The sequence below is a fragment of the Brevundimonas sp. BH3 genome, from assembly GCF_045345115.1.
Lineage (GTDB): Bacteria > Pseudomonadota > Alphaproteobacteria > Caulobacterales > Caulobacteraceae > Brevundimonas.
On record NZ_CP150796.1, the window covers coordinates 2909227 to 2928100 of the forward strand.

The following is an 18874-nucleotide window of genomic DNA, read 5'->3' on the forward strand; positions in this document are numbered from 1 at the left end:
CTAAAGACCTTTCGTTTGCCATGCCATAACCGCCTCTTGCGCCGCCGCCTAGAAAATTTCCAGTAACAGCCACACCAGACCAAATGTGACGGCAAAGGATAGAACAAACAAAAGGATGTTCGTGCTGGCCAACCCGTTCTTGTCTGCGCCTTTGGTAAGTGGCTCAGGATAAGGATCCGGCGGCAACTCTACGGGAATCTTGCTCATGCGGGCCTCAATGCCTCAAGGTTACGTCACTCAAACGCCGGCTGCGTCGATGTGATCCCACCTGTTTTTTTTGAGCGTGGTAGCCCTATAGCCACTTTCATCCGCCGCTAGGTCGTGTCACAGGCAGGGATATGGAAAGCACCCGCATCGACAACCGTATCGGCATTCGCGCTTCGGCAGAGCAGATCTGGGAAGTGATCGAAGACCTTGCCATCTGGCAAAAGTGGAACCCCTATGAGCGCGACGTAGAAGGCTCGATCGGGTTTGCTACCCCTCTGCATTTTCGCGAGGCTTTCCCGGAGTTGCGCGAACGCCATGTGCAGGCCAGCGTTTCCGAATGGGTTCCTGCCGGTAAGCTGATCTGGAGCGAGAAGCGAGGCTTCCTGTCGGCGTCGACGCGTTTCATTTTGCTGGATGAAGTCGAGAAGGGTGCCACCATTGTCACCAATGGCATCACCTTTTCAGGTCTACGCGGCGAATTATTCCATGACAAACATCGCGCGCGTATCCGCCCGGCATTCCTCGACATGAATGCGCGTCTGAAAGCTCTGCTCGAAGGCTAAAAGCCTAGCTGCCCATCATATCCATGATGCTGATAGCGGCCGGTCCCATGATGACCACGAACAGCACGGGCAGGAAAAAGATAATCATCGGTACGGTCAGCTGGGCCGGAAGAGCCGCCGCTTTTTTCTCGGCGGCGGCCAGACGAAGCTCGCGGTTTTCCTTGGCCATAGTCCGCAGAGCCGTGCTGAGCGGCGTGCCATAGGTTTCGGCCTGCGTCATAGCCGTCGCGACAGACTTGATGCCCGGATGATTGGTGCGCTTTGCCAGATTATCATAGGCCATACGGCGATCCGGCAGATAGGATAGCTCGGCCGACATCAGGCTCAGCTCCTCGGCCAGTTCCAGCGACTGGGTGCCGATTTCCTGACTGACCTTCTGGATGGCCGCCTCGATGGACATGCCCGATTCCACGCAGATCAGCAAAAGATCCAGTGCATCCGGGAAGGCCTCGACAATCTTCTGGCGACGCTTCTGGATGTGGTTCGACAGATAGATGTTCGGTCCATAAAAACCGATCGCAATCGCCACTGCCACGCCCGCGAATTTGGTCATCAGGGGCACAGGTAGGTCGGTCAGGACAAACAGGTAAAAACCTGCAATTGCCGCCAGTACAAGCGGCGTGAAGAAGCGGAAGAAATAGAAGGTTGTAACCGGCCTCTGCCCGCGAAAACCCGCCTGCATGATCTGCTCGGTGACCTTGGGGTCTTCCAGCAGGGTCGAGATTTTCAAACGGTCGACGACCCGCTTTTTAAAGCCTTCGTCGGTCTGGCGTAGCGAAGGCGTAGCGCCCCCCTGCATCGAAGCCCGTGATCGACGTCGAAGTTCATCACGCCGATCTGCAACATGCTTGATGCGCTTATCCAGACTTTTGCCGCCGACCATGCCGCTCAGCAGGGTAAAGATCGAAGCAAAGACCGCGACACCCACACCGATCGACAGCAGATTCTGCGGTGTGGTCACGAAACGGATGAAGTCTTCCATATCCTGTCCTCCGTCAGATCTTGAAGTTGATCATTTGCTTCATGGCGAAAATGCCGATCCCCATCCAGCAGGCTGCGCCCAGCAGCATGAACTGGCCTCGCATATCGGTGAACATGGTCATCATATAGCTGGGACTGGTGACCATCACGATGGTCATCACCAAGGGGGGCAGCGAGCCGATAATCAGGGCCGAAGCCACAGCTTCGGACGACATGGCCTTGATCTTCTCGCGCATCAGACGGCGGGCCCGCAGAACCGTCGTCAGGTTGCTCAGCGCCTCGGCGAGGTTGCCGCCTGTCTTTTGCTGAATAGCAATGACGATGCTGAAAAACTTCAGTTCCGGCGTCGGCATGCGCTCGTACATGCGCTCCAGCCCCTCGGCCAAAGACATGCCCACTCCAAGACCTTCGAGCAGGCGCTGGAACTCGCCGCCCAGAGGTTGGGGGCTTTCACGGGCGATAATCTTGAAACAGTCATTCACCGGCAGACCGGTCTTGATACCGCGCACCAGAACATCGATGGCATCGGCAAAAGACGCTGAAAACTTTTTGATCCGCCCCTTGGCCAGAAACCCAAGGAACCAGCGTGGAAGCCCTACGCCCAGAATGACCATCAATCCCAGACACACAAAAATATTGAGGCCCAGAATAAACGGCAGGACAAAGCCGACCAGACCCGCCAGCACGCTAAAGATAATAAAGGTCCGCACCGACATGGACAGGCCCGCCTGTCGGATACGCGCAGTCAGACTGACCCGGGCCTTACGTTCGCGACGGTCGGCTTCCTGAAGTTGACTCAGAATCTGCTTACGACGTGTTTCCGCTGTGACCGGCGTATTGGTCCGCTTACCCTGCGTGGTGGACGGGCGGGCAGCCGTCAGGGCCTTGGCACGTTTGACGCCATCGCTGGCACTATCGTCGCCACCCACCAGAACCCAGCCGATCCCGCCGATGGTGATAAAGGCCAGAACAGCCGCCAGGACCATCATCATCGTTTTTACTCCGAGGCGTCCAAAGCGTCGGCCAGTTCGCGCTCGAGGCCATAATAGCGGGCACGGTCCCAAAAGCGTGGACGAGCAATGCCGGTCGAGCGGTGGCGGCCACTGACGCGACCGGCCGCGTCCTCGCCGGTGATGTCATAGACGAACAGATCCTGCGTCACGATCACATCGCCTTCGAGGCCGACAACCTCGGTCACGTGGGTGATACGACGTGAGCCATCGCGCAGACGCGCTGCCTGAATGATGATGTCGATCGAACCGACAATCATCTCGCGGATGGTCTTTGAAGGCAGACCATAGCCGCCCATGGTGATCATGGATTCCATACGGCTGATGGCTTCGCGCGGGGAGTTGGCGTGCAGCGTGCCCATCGAACCGTCGTGGCCGGTGTTCATAGCCTGAAGAAGGTCGAAGGCTTCGGGGCCACGGACCTCGCCGACGATGATGCGTTCGGGGCGCATACGCAGACAGTTCTTCACCAGATCGCGCATGGTGATCTGGCCTTGGCCTTCAAGGTTCGGCGGACGCGTTTCCAGACGCACGACGTGGGGCTGCTGTAGCTGAAGCTCGGCGGCGTCTTCACAGGTGATGACGCGCTCGGTCGGATCGATGAAGGCGGTCATGGTGTTGAGGAGCGTGGTCTTACCCGACCCCGTACCGCCCGAGATCAGCACGTTACACCGTGCCGCACCAATCACGCCCAGCACACGTGCGCCATCGGGACTCATCGAGCCAAACTCGACAAGATCGCGCATGGTCAGCTTGTCTTTTTTGAACTTACGAATGGTCAGGGTCGGACCATCAATCGCCAGCGGCGGGGCGATCACGTTCACACGCGAACCATCCGGCAGACGAGCGTCGCAGATGGGCGAGCTTTCGTCCACACGGCGACCGACCTGCGACACGATGCGCTGGCAGATGTTCATCAACTGCGTATTGTCGCGGAAACGGACATTGGTCAGCTGGACCTTGCCGCCCACCTCGATAAAGACGCGGTTCGCGCCATTCACCATGATGTCGGCGATGTCATCGCGCGCCAGCAGCGGCTCCAGCGGACCATAGCCCAGCACATCGTTGACGATGTCCTGAACCAGATGCTCCTGCTCGGCCACCGACATGGAGACGTTCTTGATCGCCACCAGTTCGGCCACGATGTCGCGGATTTCTTCCTGCGCGGCCTTCTGGTCCAGCTGGGCCAGTTGCGACAGGTCGATCGTATTCATCAGCGCGTTGAAGATGGTGGTCTTCGTGGCGTGGTAATAGTCACTCTGCTCGCGAACGATCTCGGTGACGGCCTGAGCTTTCTTGATCTGCTCAAGACCGGAAGACTTTCGCGAGCCAGCCTTTTTCTCGGGAGCGGGGGCGGCCATCTGGCCCTCCAGCTCCTCAAGGCCGAAGCCGTCAATCGAAGGCTCGGCAATCTTCTTCGGACGTACCGGCGAAGCCGCTGCCTGATCCAGTGTCAGGTCAACGGCGGGAGATGGCCGTTTTGACGCAGGATCAAGGCGCGCAGCAACCGGCTCTTCCGGAGCTATGACGCCGGAAGGAGGGGTTGCTGTCGATTGCCGCTTGCCGAACATTTAATCAGCGCCTTTTGAAGAGGCCACCAAGGCCTACAGATGTTTTACGCGCCTTGGTCGACGAAGTGGCTGGTATCTGACGCTGGGACACGATCTGGGCCAAGGTTTCGAACGCCTCGGCCGCCTTGGTCTTGGCCGCGCTGTCGAGGATCATTTGGCCGTTATTGGCCGCCGCACCGAACACCTTGGCATCAAATGGAATGCTGAGCGCCGGATGTATGCCCAGAGCCTGTCCGAATTCCTTGGCCGGAATTTCGGGTCGGCCCGGCATCCCGACCTGGTTAAGCACCACACGCGGCGGAGCATCATTTGGGCGGGCCTGACGGATAAGGTCGACCAGATTCTTGGCATTGCGCAAGGAGGCCAGATCGGGTGTAGCCACCAGAACCACCTCGTCTGCGGAGATCAGTTGCTGGCGCATCCAGCTGGACCATGTATGCGGCAGGTCCAGCACCACAAACGGAGCCGTGCTGCGGATACGGTTTGTCACCTCGTCAAAGGCGTCGGCGTCGATATCCCAGTCATTGTCGAGTGTGGCCGGAGCGGCAAACAGACTGAGACGGTCCGAACAACGCACCATCATACGATCCAGCAAGGTCGCATCCAGACGTTGCGGCTGGCTCAGGGCATCTGCAACCCCGCCCAGCGGGTCCTGATTGAAGTTCAGACCCGATGTGCCGAACGGCAAATCATAATCCACAATAACCGTATTCACGCCGATACGTTCGGACATGGCAAACGCAGTATTGTGCGCCACAGACGAAGAGCCCGAACCGCCCCGCGCGCCTACAAAAGCGATCGTGCGACCGACAAAAGGCTGGTCCGGATCATTGAACAGGCTGCCAATGGCGGCAATCAATTGCAGGGGCTGGATCGGGGCAACCAGATACTCGCTAACGCCACGACGCATCAGTTCGCGATACAGCAGAATATCGTTGGTAGCGCCGACAACGACCACCTTGGTACCCGCATCGCAAACCTCGGCCAACTGGTCGATCTCGCCCAGCAGACTGCGCGCATCCTTCATACATTCGACTAGGATCAGCGGCGGGGTCGGTTCGTGCTGGTAGGTCTCGATCGCAGCCGCAATACCGCCGACGCGCACCTGCGTGGTGGCGCGGGACATTCGGCGATCCTGTGCGGCGCGCTCGGCAGCGGCCAGTGTGTCCTGGCGTTCGGCAAAGATATGGACAGCAATGCGCGGAATGGACACATCCACGGCCTGAGCATCAAAATCCAGTCCGCCACCACCGGCCAGAACCGGCATGGTCGAGGAAGACACGACCGTATCCGCTTCGTTCTGGAAAGCACTGGAGTGAGGAGTTTCATCACGTACGGCCGTCACCGGCATATCCACGACTGTAGCCCCGGCACCGGTTGCAGCAGCAGGACGCGGAGCCTCCACCACCTCGATGTCTTCCAGCTCAAACGTCGTGACCGGCTCCTCATAAACCGACGTTTCAGATGCGTACTTCAATGCAGACATATCAGATGCCTCTAGAGGTTCGGCAGACGTTCTGGACAAAGATTCGGACTGTCCTGCCGATACCGAAAATGATTCCTCGACCCGACTAAGCGCACTTTTAAGAAAATTCTCGGGTTCCGGCTCGTCATTCAGCTCCGCCGCCCCCTTGGCTACAGCAACATCGCCCGCACCGTCTTCCGCAATCAGGTTGGAGATCGTTTCCAAAAAATCGTCATCGATCTCAAAGCCATCCAGAGGATCGATTGCGGGGGGTGACTTGGTCATAACTTACTCAACAACGTCGGAAACACGCGCAGAAGACAGGAGCTGTTCGCGCTGGGCAGAAGTAGTCTGGCCCTGACGATAGGCATCAAACACAACCGTGCGGCGCTGGGCGCTGGGCGGGGTCATGGTGCGCGGAGCCACAATATCCCTCGGATCGGCAATCTGCGCCGCAAGATTGGCGTTTACCGCACAACCGAAGTTAGAGGCACCGTTATTATTGCCCGTGCGGCTGAGATTGCCCCATTGACTGCCGCACTGGGGCACCTGTGCACGGATGGTTGCAAATCCGGCCACCAGAGGCGCATTGGCTGCAGGGGCCTCATAGTTGGTTACACTGATCTGGTGGCGCGCCACGCCATAGGTTTCCAGCGCCCTGATCACATGGCCAATCATTCGGGCATTGGCGCTATCGGTCTGGTCGGCCACCTCGATCAAGAGCCGCTCTGCACCACTTGCGCGATACCGGCTCGCCAGAGCCGCCACAGCCGATTGCTGGTTGGCGGACAGGGCATCGGTGCGGACCGCCAGCGCGATACGGTCCTGATCGGGTTCGACCTGAAGCATATAGCGCGACAGCGGTGTGCGGCTGGCTGTGGTCATGTCCAGATTGGCGTCCGGACCGACGCAAGCCCCCATAGCCAAGGCTGCGCCCATCATCAGGCAGGTAAAGAAGGATCGGTTCATCATCGGGGTCACTCGATCACATAGCCGACCGGGCCTTGCCACCCTGCACCCGAAACACTCGGGGCCGGTGCGCCATAGACCTGGTTCAACTGTCCAAAGAAAATTGACTGGGCATCGGTGGCGATACGCAAACCATCTGCCGGTGTTTGCATCCGAGCCGGAGCTGTCGGATTGACGATGTAGGGCTCGACAATCACCACCAGTTCGGTCTCACCCATCTGGTAGTCGCGCGAGCGGAACAGGCTGCCGAGGACCGGCAGATTGGTCATACCCGGAAGCGCGTCCACAGCCTGACGTGTGCTTTCCTGCAACAGGCCCGCAATCATCATGGCCCCGCCCGACGGAAGCTCCACCGTCGTGTCACTGCGGCGGACCGTCAGGCCCGGCAGAGTGATCGAGGACGGCGTACCCGCACCAATTGTCAGGCCCGAGGCCGGATTGAGTTCGGACACCTCAATCTTGACCTGCAAGCTGATGCGCCCCTCGGAAAGGACAACCGGACGGAATGACAGACCAACGCCATAAGGCTTGTACTCCACCGACACTTGCCCGTCCCGGTCACGACTGGCCGGCACAGGGAACTCACCACCAGCAAGGAAGCTCGCAGCCTCGCCATTCACCGAGGTCAGGTTTGGCTCTGCAAGGGTGCGTACCAGCCCTACTCGCTCGAAAGCCTTCAAAGTGGCCGAGCCCTTGTTCAAGCCATCCGATCCGGGACCTGTGCCGGGCTGCGCCGTGTCCCAGTTACTGGGGTCACCTGGGGCACCACCATTTACCGTTACAGGGCACATAGCCCCCGCAGGCCAGCCTGGACCACAAGGCATCTGCATTTGGTAGTTTTTGGTGGTGTCGTGTGACCAGCCTGCCGAACCGCTACCCAGGAAGCTGCCATTGATCCCCCAGGTTGCGGCCTGACCGATTAACCATTGCGGATCCCCAAGCCGTCCGATGACCGCATTGGTATCAAAGCCCAGTTGCTTGATGACATTGCGTTGTACCTCGATCACGCGCACGCGCAGGGTCACCTGATCCGATCCGTTGATCGAAATCATGTTGACGACCTTGTCAGGGCTGGAGGCATGGGCGCGGGCCAGTTGCGCAGCACGTTCCGCATCACCCATATTTGCGGCAGACCCGCTCAGAACGATATTGTCGTTGACCGCTTCGACCCGCAAATCCGAACCGGGGAAGGTGCGGGTCAAGGATTCCTGAAGCGCCGAAACGCCGGCGTCCACACGCACTTTCAGCGTCAGGATCACACGTCCATTGGCCCCTACGAACACCGCATCGGTTTCACCCGGCGTCAGACCGACAATGGTGATCCGGCGATGCGTATGCAGCATGGCATTGGCGACCTCGGGATTGGTCACCACAATGTCGCGCACATCGGCGGGCAGATCGACTGAGAAGGACGAACCCTTGGGCAGGTTGATGCGGCGCGGAGCCGAACCCGAGGTTATGGTCGCCGTATTGCTTGCAGCAACGGCATGGGTTTGAGCTTGCGCGGGAGACGACACAGCGGTCAGACCCGCCACCACTGCCACCGCTGCGAGCATGGCCACGGCATGGCCCGTACGGCCCTGGGTCGATGTCATTTCAAGACCTCTCATTGCAGCACCACCACTTCGGGGGTGGCGTCACCGCGGAAGATGCGCACAGAACGGGTATCGCCACTGGCAGCACTGGACGCGGCGCGAACAGCGCCTTCGCCGCGACGCACCGCACCGGGGATAAGACCGCGCGGGCCGCCAGCATCGGCATAGGAACGCAGCACAATCGTCAGATCACCTTGCGCGCGAGCCAGAGCCAGTGTTTCGGCATCACGGGTATTGACCTCAAGGGTCGCCGTGGCCCCGATAACGGCCTTTTCTTCGGTCGGAGCCTGTGTGGCCTGATCGACAGCCAGAACCTTGAGATTCTGCAGTACCGTGGCGGTGACTGTGCGTTTGATAGTGTCGTCGCCTGACGGGACATCAACTTCGCGGGTCAGAAGCACATCCACGCGATCACCCGGAAGGATAAAGCCGCCCGCCGCCGTATCGGCCGAAACCGGAATACTCATGGCGCGCATCCCCGGATCGAGGAAGGCAGCCATATAGCCACTCTCGCCTGCACGGACCAGTTTGCGCGTCTGGACGGGTTCCCCCGCCAGAATGCTTTCGCGCACGACCGATCCAGCCAGATGGTCACGGGCTGTCGGGCTATTCAGCGACACCACAGCATCGACGACCTTGGTGACAGTCCCGTCTTCTTTTTTCTTTTCCGCAGCGGGAGCCGCAGCCTCGTTCGCATTTGCAGGCAGGGGCACAGAGCCATCTGTCACAAAGGCCGGGTGCACATCGGCGACAGGCCAGTCTTTCCAGGTCATGTCTTCTGCGGTCAGCAGACGACCCGGTTCCAGATCCACAGCCGCGACCAGAACCTTGGTGGTTGCTGCCGCGGGCGCAGACACTTCGGCCGTAGCCTTCTTGTCGTCAGACGCCCCCATGGAACGCACGACCAGCGCGAGGCCTACAGCCGCCAGTGCAGCGACACAGATCACAGCAATCTTTGCAGGTTTCATCGATGTTCTCCGGCGGTTGTCGGGCTACAGAAATCTGCGCCCGCCCCGCCAAAAGCTATTATTCTGAAGCCACAGAACCAGAACATCCAAAGGATGTTGCTAATAAATGTGGTTACGACAACTTCAACAACATTTGCGAATACGGAAAGGCAAACACCGCACCCACGGCAATAGCGACCCCGTAAGGAATATCACCTTTCGGTTGCAGCAACCGCTTCATCCATTCGGGAAACACAACCGGCAAAACCGGAGCCCATTTGCGCGCCCCGATCAGCAGCAAAGATAAGGCTCCGCCCGCCAGAGCCGTGACAGCCAGAAACGGCAAAAGCCCCGACACACCCAGCCAGATCACAGAAGCCGCCATCAACTTGGCATCGCCACCCCCCAGCACCTTGAAAGCAAACAGGGCAATACCGATAACCAGAGCCGCAAAGCCCAGACCCAGCGCCACGGCCATGTCCTGCCATGATAGGCCCAGCATCAGGGCCACTGGAATAAAGGCCCCCAGCAGAGCGACCGATATCCAATTGGGGATGGTCATGGTGGTCAGATCATAGACACCGCCCAGAATCACCAGGGCGGGGAACACAAACAGAAATGCGCTCGCGACATAATACATGCTCGAACGGTGACACAATTTGGTTAAGCCATAGTTGCGCCGTTAAGCATGAAAAAAGGCCGGAGCGATTGCTCCGGCCTTTTCAGCACAGCTAAATGCGCCGACCAATCTTAAGCCGAACGATCTGTCGCCAGTTCATCCGAAACATCGGTAAACTTCTCTTTGAGGTTGCCACCAACGGCAACCAGAGCGCCGATAATGACAACGGCGATCAGGGCAGCGATCAGGCCGTATTCGATTGCGGTCGCGCCGGATTCATCCTTGGCGAAACGGTTCAGCAGATTACGCATATGTAGTCCTCTCTCGTTGAGCGGGAGGAAACAGCAGCGCTCCCCCGCGATGGGCCGCGCAGTGTTCTTTGCGCCCAAATGCAAGGCGACTTTGCAGATTATACCTTAAACGCAAGTAAAGTTCTGTCACCCCACAAGGCGGAATCGTAGTTACCAAGTCGTTACCATTTGACCAGAAGTAACCAAACGGCGTTTGCCTTAGGTATTTGCTTTACAAATTTGTCTTAGGAAAAACCCCATACAGAGCGATAGGACCGTATATGCATGCTGCGGTCCCATTGCCCGCCGCACACGGTTTCAGAGGGTCAAGCCATGATGGTGTTCCGCACACGCGACGCCCGCACAGCACGCAAGACATCCCGCGAAGGGGCCACCGCCGTTGAATTCGCGCTGGTCGCCATTCCCTTTTTCGGGCTGCTGCTGGCCATTTTCGAGGTGGCGATCATCCTGACCGTCAGCGCCCTTCTGGAATCGGCAACACTGAACAGTGGCCGCCTGATCCGCACGGGTCAGTTACCTCAAACCGCCACTGCCGCAGACTTTAAAAAAGAAATCTGTGCCCGTATGGCTTTTTTTGAATCTGCCTGCCTGAGCCGCATCGAAATCGACGTCCAGCCAGTGGCATCATTTAGCAATCCCGGCATTTCCGATCCTGTGGTGGATGGCGAGTTCAAACCCGAGAATCTGAAATTCGATATCGGTTCGGCACGCAGCTTCATGCTGATGCGGGTCTGGTACAAACAGCCGGTCGTCAGCCCCTTTCTTGGCCATGCTATGATCCGGTTGGGGAATGGCGACACCATTCTTCACGCGGCCACAGCCTTTAGAAACGAGCCGTTCTGATGCAGATCTTCCTTAGCCTCCGTCATTTCGGCAATCGTTTCCGTCGCAATCAGGACGGCGTTGCCGCCGTCGAATTTGCCCTGCTACTGCCGCTGTTTCTGGTCCTCTATATCGGTGTAATCGAGTTCACACAGGCCTTTATGGTCCAGCGCCGCGCCAGCCATTCAGCCTCGATGATGGCCGATATTGTGGCGCAGGCAGGAACCGTGACACCTGCCCAGCTATCGGACTTTTTCGCCGTTGGCGGCTTGATTATGGTGCCCTATTCGTCAACCCCCCTGGAAGGGACAGTCACCAGCCTTGTACTCAATGACAAGGGGGAGGCCCGCGTCGACTGGAGCTATGGCAGCAAGGCTCCGCCCTTGGGCTATGACAAGGTTGTGCCGGTACCGGCGGGTATCCTCGAGAAAGAAGGTGACAGCGTCATTCTGGCAGAGACCATTTATAAATATGACTCGCCATTCGACATTTCTGTGCCGGGTTTTGGCGATTTCCTGTCGGATATCACCACCTTCAAACGCCGGTTCTATCTGCGCCCACGTGAAGTGGCTTCAGTCAGTTGCACCAGTTGCCCGCGCCCCCGCTAGGGCCTGATGGAGCGCACTGATCTTGGCGTCAGTTTCGGCCAGTTCGGCCTGCGGATGACTGTCTGCGGTAATACCTGCCCCGGCTTGTGCCCGCCAATGCCATTGCCCCGACCTATGCGCGAAACTGGCGGTGCGGATCAATACTGAAGCCGATACATGGTTCGCAAGGGCCATGCCGCGCACAAACAGGGTGCCGCACCATGCGCCGCGCGAGGGTTCCAGTTCGGCGATCACCTTCATGGCCTGATGCTTGGGAGCCCCCGTGATCGAACCGGGAGGGAAGGTGGCGCGCAATATGTCCGCCCAGTCCAGTTCAGGCCTGATTTTGGCACTAACCACCGAGGTTAGGTGGTGTACGGTTGGATGGCTTTCCAACTCGAACAGGCGTTCGACGACCACGCTGCCAATCTCGGCCACGCGGCCCAGATCATTACGCATCAGATCGACAATCATCAGGTTCTCGGCCCTGTCCTTCAGGCTGTCCGACAGAGCCTGTGCAGATGCCGCATCTTTGCGCGGATCATCATAGCGGGCAGAAGTACCCTTGATCGGGCGCGTCTCGATGCGGCGGGTCGCAAGATCACAGGACAGGAACAGTTCGGGTGAGTTGGATACCAACCCATAGTCTCCAGCCTGCCACCATGCGCCATAGGCCGCACCGCGTTGCCGGGACAGGCGCAAAAAAACATCGAGCGGACGAGCTCCTGCCTTGAGCCGGCCCTGCCAAGCGCGGGCGATGTTGGCCTGAAACAGTTCGCCCTCCCCGATGCGGCGCACGACCTCGGCCACAGCATCGCAATAGGCTTGCGGTTCAGCCTCCGCTTCAAAATCCATTGAGGGCGGTGCAGGCATTTCAAGCTCAGGGACCAGAGCCGCCCAGCTGGCCGCAAGGCCCGCCCGCCCCTTGGCTGCGTCCTCGGTCCTTCCCCAACCACAGGCCCAGACCTGTTGCTTGATATGGTCAAAGGCCAGCCATGCCGGATAGCGGGCAAGGATCAGATCAGGCCAGACATGCTCACGTGCTCCTGTCGCCTGTCGGGCGCCTGCATCATAGGATATCAGCCCTACAGCCGGCCCGCTTCGCCAGGCATCCTGGTCCAGAACATCAAACTGTCCGTCACAGAGCGGAATGACCGCCTGTTTGTCGGGCGCACAGGCCACAAATGACCAGCGTCCGCCGTGTTTTTTCGGGGCATCTGCACCTGCGACCATAGCCAGCGGCCATGGCTGGTCTTTTAAAGACTGTGCCACCGCAACAGGATCGCACCATGCCAGAGGTTTCTTGATCTCGAACATGCTCAGCTGCTCAAGCCCTGACGTAACTTGCCAATCGCCTTACTATCGAGCTCCAACACCTGCCGGACATAGGCATCATACGACCCGCTTTGCGTCTCAATGGCGCGATAGGCGTGATGCAGGAAATCGGCATCCACCCCTAAAAATGCCACCACCGCATCGCGCGACACCGGATGGCCGGTCATCTTGCCCAGCCACTGGCCCATTTCCTCGGCGCGCCCCTCCAGATTGACGGCTGTATTGGTAGCCAGATAGTCGGCCATGATATCATCCTCATGCACACCCAACGCCCTATGGACCAGAGAGGCCAAAAGCCCGGTACGGTCCTTGCCCGCAGCGCAATGGATCAAGGATGCGCCGTCATTGCGTAGCAGGGCCCCGAAATACCCCTTGAACATAGCGACATGCGACGGTTCAAACGGCATGCGTGCATAGGTCGTCGCCATATAGCCGCGCCCTGAATTTTCCGTCAGTTGACCGCTTTTCAAAAACTGGATGTGCGGGGCCAGCCCGTCACCGCCCAGATCACTGAACAAGATCTGGCCCTGCCAGCCCTGCGGCATGCGGTCGGGCTGTTTGAGGCGTTCGCTAGCGCGGCGAAGATCGACCACCCAGCGCAGGTTCAATGCTTCCAGCTTGGCCTGATCGGCCTGCGTGGTGCGCGACAACTGGCCCGAGCGGAACAGTCGTCCGCGCGCCACGATGCCTTCAGCGCCAGCATAGCCGCCAAAGTCGCGAAAATTATCGATGGCTTCAAAGGAAAGAAGGCGGTCGCTCATGACCGCCTTCCTTAGACCGATTAGCCGTTCAGGGCATCTAGCGTTGTGCAACCAGAGCCGAAATCTGGTCCAGATAGCGGATAAAGGCTTCGCGACCCGTATCGCTAAGGCGTGCCCGCGTCAGGGGTTTGCGGCCCTGAAAGCTTTTCTCGACAGTGACAAAACCCGCTTCTTCCAGTTTGCGTAAATGGACTGACAGATTGCCGTCCGTGGTCTGCAAGCGGGTTTTCAGTTCGCTGAACTCAGCCACATCGGCGCTCGACAAATAGGCCATGATGCCCAGCCGGATGCGGCCATGAATCACCTCGTCGATGCGGTTGATGTCAAAATCGGCCGAAGCTTGCGCTGCCATCTCAGCCTCGTGCCCTTGCGGCCAGCTTCATCAGATACATGCCCGGCAGCAGAGCTACTGACGCCAAAAGCAGCAGATAGATCAGATAAATCCAGTGCGTGAAGGCAAACCAGCCGAGCGCCACAGCCCCTGCAAAACAGACCACCCCCGTCAGGACCATCCAGCCCTTGCGTACAATCTGTCCTGCAATCATCCAGGCCGCGCCATAGGCAATCATCACGACCGAAGGCATCAGCGACATCATCGCCCAGTTTTGCGAACTGAATCCGAAGGCCAACAGCACCAGCCAGAAGCCAAAGATTGTATAGCCACAGGCCGACCAAGCCGCCCCGATCGCCATATTATCCTTGGTCTGGCTGCCGGTTTTGAGATCGATCTTACGGATCAGGACATAGAGCAAGGCCGCAAAGCCGATGCCTGCCCCAACCCACATCCCCATAATCCCCCAGCCCGACAAGGGCACGCGCCCCAGAGCGATCAGCCACTGCACAGCGGTGGCCCCACCAAACCACAAGGCGGCAGCCACCAGAATTGGCCCCACCATGACGGGGGCATGACGCCCCTCTTCGGCCAGCGATTTCATATAGGCGATGTCGCTATGAACATCGGTTTGAGAATGTTGGGACATGGGTGTTTCCTCCTGTTGGTACTTTTATCCCTTGCTTGCTTTGTTTTGTAAAGTACTTTTTTTATAGCTGTTACTTGAGATCATAACCCACGAAAAAGGCCGCCCTTTTCAGGACGGCCTTTTGAAGTTTAATCAGAAACCGTTGGGTTTAACGGAACGGCGGCTCGTCGAAAGCACGCAGCTTGCGCGAGTGCAGAGCAGCCCCCTCGCCACGCAACAGTTCCACAGCCTGAATACCGATCTGAAGGTGTTCGGAAATCGCACCCTCATAGAAGCGATTAGCCTGCCCCGGCAGCTTGATCTCGCCATGCAGCGGCTTGTCCGACACACAGAGCAAGGTGCCGTAGGGCACGCGGAAGCGATAACCCTGAGCCGCGATCGTTGCCGATTCCATGTCGATAGCGACCGCGCGGCTCTGGTTGAAGCGCAGGGCCGACTTGGAATAACGCAGTTCCCAGTTGCGGTCGTCTGTCGTGACAACAGTGCCGGTGCGCAGACGCTTCTTCACTTCCTCGCCCGGGGCACCGGAGACCTGCTTGGTAGCATCATACAGGGCACGTTGCACCTCGGCGATGGACGGCACGGGAATGTCGGCCGGCAGCACAGCATCCAGAACGTGGTCGTCACGCAGGTAGGCATGGGCCAGCACATAGTCACCAATGGTCTGGCTACCGCGCAGACCGCCACAGTGACCGATCATCATCCACACATGCGGACGCATGACGGCAAGGTGGTCACAGATGGTCTTGGCGTTGGACGGGCCTACACCGATATTAACCAGCGTAATGCCCTGACCATCCTTGCGGGTCAGGTGATAGGCCGGCATCTGGTGCTTGCGCCATGCAGAGTCATTGACCGCCGCCTCAGCATCCAGTGTGTCCTTGGTCACCACCACGCCACCGGCGCAGGTCAGGCTGTCATAGGGGCTGTCCGGCTTTTTCAGCTCGGCCGCTGCCCAACGCACGAACTCGTCGACATAGCGGTTATAGTTGGTGAACAGGATATAGCTCTGCACCGCCTCGACCGGCGTGCCGGTATAGTGGCGAAGGCGCGCCAGCGAGAAGTCGGTACGCAGGCCGTCGAATTGCGACAGCGGGAAATCCTTGTCAGGATCGAACAGGCCGTCCGAGATTTCATCACCGATATGGGCCAGATCCGTGGTCGGGAACCAGCGGGCAATCGATGCCGTCATGGTGCTGTCCAGCACCACGCCCGAGCCGTCCAGCACATAGGGGAAGGGGATTTCCTGATCCGACGGGCCGACCTCGAAGGTGGCGTCGTATTCGTCGGCCAGCAGGGTCAACTGTTCCAGCAAATAGTTGCGGAACAGGTCGGGGCGCGTGATCGTGGTCGTATAGATACCCGGACGCGACAGACGGCCAAAGGCGCGTGTCTCGAGGTTCTGAGGCTTGTCGCCGAACCAGCTGATCGTCAGTTTCGGGTAGGAGAAGAGACCGTTGGCGCGGGCTTCGATGTCGGCGCGTTCGCCGGTTTCCAGAAATACCTTCACCGCATCGCGAAGGTTGGCCACGGATTGGTTGTATAGGGTTTCGAGGCGGTCGATTACCGCCTGTGGTGTCATCTTATCTATCATGGCTTCCTCTAGCGAAAAACCATGGCAAAGGCGAGACACCCCCTACTCAACAAACGCAACCAAGGGTTTCAAATCCTGTAACTCTACGTGGGCAGACGCTTAACGGCGCGTCACAGTCAAAGTGAAATCACCGCTCTCGTTGCGTCGCGCCATGGCTCTAGGCTGAAACGGCGTGATGACAAAAGTCATGTTGCGCGGAGCCGTTAGCGTCGCCGTCGTCCCTTCGACCTCACCGCGATACAGGGCAGCTCCGCTATGATCGGCGGCGTCGCTGATGTTCATATAAAGATTTGTGCTGTCGGTTTTGAAATCTACCGTCAGGGTCTGACCCTGCGCCACAGCCACAGCATAAACAGGCGCAGCATAACCCTTCACCGTGCCCGTTGCACTGGTCGTCCCTTCGGTGCCGAATTCCAACGGCACAAGCGAGCCGCCCTCCGGCACGAACTGTGCGGCATTAGCCGTCTCGAGCGCAGGCAATACCTTGGGCGCAACCTTTTCAGGCGGACTGGGCGGCACACTTGGCTTGGTCGGTTCCTGTCCGCACGCCATCAGGCCCAGAAGAGCCACCGACACCAGAACATAGGCTGACATTCTCATTCGGACACTCCTCTAAAGTTCACTGCCCGTATAGTCATACCCACACAATACCCAAGTCCCGCAAAGGGATGCGCGCCATCTCGTGTTCGATTGTGCAGGAAATTGGAGCGGGTAGGGGGAATCGAACCCCCGACATTCAGCTTGGGAAGCTGACGTTCTACCTCTGAACTATACCCGCCCGAAGCTGGGTGAACATAGCAGCGGTTCGGTCAAAGAAAAGGCCCGACGCGGGGTCGGGCCTTGGATTTTTTGAACTTATCCGTCGTTTAATGCGTCACGCGTTCAGCAGTGATGCCTTCGGCAGCCAGCATGGACTGGACGCTATCCTGACCAACAAGGTGACCAGCGCCGACCACAACAAAGGCCGTGCCTGAACCATCGAGGATGGTTTTGATCTGGCGGGTCCAGTTGGCATTGCGGCGGGTGAACAACGCCTCATAGGCTTCGGGTTGTTCGGCCTTCATTTTGTCGATCATCTCACGGCCCATGACCTCGGTATTACCCGTAGCCCATGCCGCCAGAAGAGCCTCAACCTCGGCCGGTCCCTTATCCAGATCTTTCAAGGTGCCGCGCAGCATCTCGACCTGACCTTGCTCGGAAATCCCCGAGAAAATGCGAATCTGTTCGGCCATGCTTTCCAGACCCTTAGCGGGTTTGCCTAGCGATGCGGCACGGGCCAACATCACCTTGTCCACGCCCGAGTTTGGATCAAATCCAGCCGCTGTCAGTTGCACGACCGCCAGTTGCAGGCTGACCAGCCACGGGCGCATGGGATCAAACGCCGCCGCTGTCGCCCCCATCGGAGCCAGCGCCGCATTGAGAGCGGCAATATCCTCAGGTTTCAATACACTGCTGAGCGGACGGTCCGGCGACAGACCATAGGTCTGCATCAGTTGCATGGCCTGTGCGGCATCGTCGACATCGGTGGCCTCGAACCAGATTTCATCGGCCGAGGCAAAGGCGGCATCCACATGCGCCTGTCCCCATTTGGTATCGGAGCGCAGGAAGTGGAAGCTGCCAAACAGGTAAAGGGTGCTGTCCGCATCTCGGATGACCCACATGGCCGGACCTTGACCCTCTGCCTGAGGAATGGCCGCGGGGGCTGCGGTTTGAGCCACCGCCAGCGGGGCCACAAACAGGGTCGATACGAGCGCAGCCGAAGCCATCACATGGCGCAGGGTTTTCATCATCGGAACTTCCAGTCGTGAGAGGGTCGAACGGTCAGACCGTATCGTCGATAAATATCTCTTCGATCCGCAGATCGAACAGACGGGCGATTTTGAAGGCAAGCGGCAGGGACGGATCATATTTGCCGGTTTCCAGCGCATTCACAGTCTGGCGTGAAACACCCAGTTCCTGCGCCAGATGGGCCTGTGACCAATCGCGCTCGGCGCGTAAAACCTTGAGACGGTTATTCATGGCTTGATCCGATCATCGACGCTGGAACCACCACAGGGCCCAGGCCAGCAGGTAGCCGATCATCATCAGTCCGACGATGGCGACAGCACCGGTGGCCATATAGGCCGCAGGATCGGTTCGCTCTCCGTACCAGCTAGCAATGTTCAAGGTCGCCGTTTGCGGTAAGGTACCAAGCAGGATCAGCACCATACCGACTGCCATACCGACCGATCCGCCCCAGTACCACGACCATTTGTGAGCTTCCTGTGCCGCCTCGTCGATACTCTTCATCCAGCGCGCACCAAAGCCGACGGCAGCTACCATTAGAATAACGGCCAGAGCCCCGATCGCCAGCAATCCGCTATTGGCCGAAATCGCTCCTGCATCGGTGGCATCTTCGAGCATGGCGAAGCCTGCGCCGCAGATCATGCCGATGATCACGAGGGCGATAATATAGATGGCCGGTTTGGGCGGTTTGACAGTTTTACGGGCCGACATGGGCTGCTCCAGACTTTGACAAGTTAACTTGTCATTGTCTTCGCATCATGTCAAGCGCACT

General features: G+C 58.7%; 22 protein-coding genes and 1 tRNA gene. 3 read left to right on the forward strand and 20 right to left on the reverse strand.

Going from position 1 to position 18874, the window contains the following annotated elements:
* Window positions 1–48: 48 nt before the first annotated feature.
* Window positions 49–207, reverse strand: coding sequence for a hypothetical protein (locus WEU32_RS14155; RefSeq protein WP_312814286.1), 159 nt, complete (start codon window positions 205–207; stop codon window positions 49–51).
* Window positions 208–338: 131 nt separating this feature from the next.
* On the opposite strand from WEU32_RS14155, the gene WEU32_RS14160 reads away from it, so the two are divergent.
* Window positions 339–770 (forward strand): SRPBCC domain-containing protein, encoded by a 432-nt coding sequence (locus tag WEU32_RS14160; RefSeq protein ID WP_312138282.1) that lies wholly within the window; start codon window positions 339–341, stop codon window positions 768–770.
* A 4-nt stretch (window positions 771–774) separates the two neighbouring features.
* On the opposite strand, the gene WEU32_RS14165 is transcribed toward WEU32_RS14160, so the two are convergent.
* The 9 genes from WEU32_RS14165 to WEU32_RS14205 all read right to left on the reverse strand — a co-directional run bounded on the left by WEU32_RS14165 (window position 775) and on the right by WEU32_RS14205 (window position 10238).
* Window positions 775–1752, reverse strand: a complete 978-nt coding sequence (locus tag WEU32_RS14165; RefSeq protein ID WP_406852348.1) for a type II secretion system F family protein — start codon at window positions 1750–1752, stop codon at window positions 775–777.
* 13 nt (window positions 1753–1765) lie between these two features.
* The gene (locus WEU32_RS14170; RefSeq protein ID WP_312138285.1) at window positions 1766–2743 is read right to left on the reverse strand and encodes a type II secretion system F family protein; all 978 of its coding nucleotides are present in this window, start codon (window positions 2741–2743) and stop codon (window positions 1766–1768) included.
* Window positions 2744–2748: 5 nt separating this feature from the next.
* Window positions 2749–4332 (reverse strand): CpaF family protein, encoded by a 1584-nt coding sequence (locus WEU32_RS14175; protein ID WP_406852349.1) that lies wholly within the window; start codon window positions 4330–4332, stop codon window positions 2749–2751.
* 4 nt (window positions 4333–4336) lie between these two features.
* Entirely contained in the window at window positions 4337–6082 is a 1746-nt protein-coding gene (locus WEU32_RS14180) for a CpaE family protein (protein ID WP_406852350.1), read from the reverse strand.
* Window positions 6083–6085: 3 nt separating this feature from the next.
* Window positions 6086–6769 (reverse strand): CpaD family pilus assembly protein, encoded by a 684-nt coding sequence (locus WEU32_RS14185; RefSeq protein WP_406852351.1) that lies wholly within the window; start codon window positions 6767–6769, stop codon window positions 6086–6088.
* Window positions 6770–6774: 5 nt separating this feature from the next.
* Window positions 6775–8361, reverse strand: a complete 1587-nt coding sequence (locus tag WEU32_RS14190; RefSeq protein WP_406852352.1) for a type II and III secretion system protein family protein — start codon at window positions 8359–8361, stop codon at window positions 6775–6777.
* An 11-nt stretch (window positions 8362–8372) separates the two neighbouring features.
* Entirely contained in the window at window positions 8373–9329 is a 957-nt protein-coding gene (cpaB, locus tag WEU32_RS14195; RefSeq protein WP_312814297.1) for a Flp pilus assembly protein CpaB, read from the reverse strand.
* Between the two features lie 112 nt (window positions 9330–9441).
* Window positions 9442–9918, reverse strand: a complete 477-nt coding sequence (locus tag WEU32_RS14200; RefSeq protein ID WP_406852353.1) for a prepilin peptidase — start codon at window positions 9916–9918, stop codon at window positions 9442–9444.
* Between the two features lie 140 nt (window positions 9919–10058).
* Window positions 10059–10238 (reverse strand): Flp family type IVb pilin, encoded by a 180-nt coding sequence (locus WEU32_RS14205; RefSeq protein ID WP_406852354.1) that lies wholly within the window; start codon window positions 10236–10238, stop codon window positions 10059–10061.
* A gap of 264 nt (window positions 10239–10502) precedes the next feature.
* Here WEU32_RS14205 and WEU32_RS14210 point away from each other — a divergent pair, with 264 nt between their 5' ends.
* Both WEU32_RS14210 and WEU32_RS14215 read left to right on the forward strand, forming a co-directional pair.
* On the forward strand, window positions 10503–11081 hold the full coding sequence (locus tag WEU32_RS14210; protein ID WP_406852355.1) for a TadE/TadG family type IV pilus assembly protein: 579 nt from the start codon (window positions 10503–10505) through the stop codon (window positions 11079–11081).
* Window positions 11081–11668: a TadE/TadG family type IV pilus assembly protein gene (locus WEU32_RS14215; RefSeq protein WP_312138303.1), complete on the forward strand. Its 588-nt coding sequence runs from the start codon at window positions 11081–11083 to the stop codon at window positions 11666–11668. The genes WEU32_RS14210 and WEU32_RS14215 overlap by 1 nt, the downstream gene beginning before the upstream one ends.
* Here WEU32_RS14215 and WEU32_RS14220 read toward each other — a convergent pair.
* From WEU32_RS14220 to WEU32_RS14265, 10 genes are all read right to left on the reverse strand, one after another.
* A complete protein-coding gene (locus tag WEU32_RS14220; RefSeq protein WP_406852356.1) occupies window positions 11633–12964 on the reverse strand; it encodes an anthranilate synthase component I family protein in 1332 nt (443 codons plus the stop codon). The genes WEU32_RS14215 and WEU32_RS14220 overlap by 36 nt on opposite strands.
* Window positions 12965–12966: 2 nt before the next feature.
* Window positions 12967–13743 carry a tyrosine-protein phosphatase gene (locus WEU32_RS14225; RefSeq protein ID WP_406852357.1) on the reverse strand — a complete coding sequence of 259 codons (777 nt, stop codon included), beginning with the start codon at window positions 13741–13743 and terminating at the stop codon, window positions 12967–12969.
* A gap of 37 nt (window positions 13744–13780) precedes the next feature.
* Window positions 13781–14095: a transcriptional regulator gene (locus tag WEU32_RS14230; RefSeq protein WP_312138307.1), complete on the reverse strand. Its 315-nt coding sequence runs from the start codon at window positions 14093–14095 to the stop codon at window positions 13781–13783.
* A gap of 1 nt (window position 14096) precedes the next feature.
* The gene (locus tag WEU32_RS14235) at window positions 14097–14723 is read right to left on the reverse strand and encodes a hypothetical protein (RefSeq protein WP_406852358.1); all 627 of its coding nucleotides are present in this window, start codon (window positions 14721–14723) and stop codon (window positions 14097–14099) included.
* A 148-nt stretch (window positions 14724–14871) separates the two neighbouring features.
* Window positions 14872–16317: an AMP nucleosidase gene (locus WEU32_RS14240; protein ID WP_312814322.1), complete on the reverse strand. Its 1446-nt coding sequence runs from the start codon at window positions 16315–16317 to the stop codon at window positions 14872–14874.
* Between the two features lie 99 nt (window positions 16318–16416).
* Window positions 16417–16917, reverse strand: coding sequence for a hypothetical protein (locus tag WEU32_RS14245; RefSeq protein ID WP_406852359.1), 501 nt, complete (start codon window positions 16915–16917; stop codon window positions 16417–16419).
* A 103-nt stretch (window positions 16918–17020) separates the two neighbouring features.
* A tRNA-Gly gene (locus WEU32_RS14250) sits at window positions 17021–17095 on the reverse strand.
* A gap of 88 nt (window positions 17096–17183) precedes the next feature.
* Window positions 17184–18107, reverse strand: coding sequence for a TraB/GumN family protein (locus tag WEU32_RS14255; RefSeq protein ID WP_406852360.1), 924 nt, complete (start codon window positions 18105–18107; stop codon window positions 17184–17186).
* 31 nt (window positions 18108–18138) lie between these two features.
* Entirely contained in the window at window positions 18139–18336 is a 198-nt protein-coding gene (locus WEU32_RS14260; protein WP_312138314.1) for a helix-turn-helix transcriptional regulator, read from the reverse strand.
* A gap of 12 nt (window positions 18337–18348) precedes the next feature.
* Entirely contained in the window at window positions 18349–18813 is a 465-nt protein-coding gene (locus WEU32_RS14265) for a hypothetical protein (protein ID WP_312138316.1), read from the reverse strand.
* Window positions 18814–18874 lie beyond the last annotated feature (61 nt).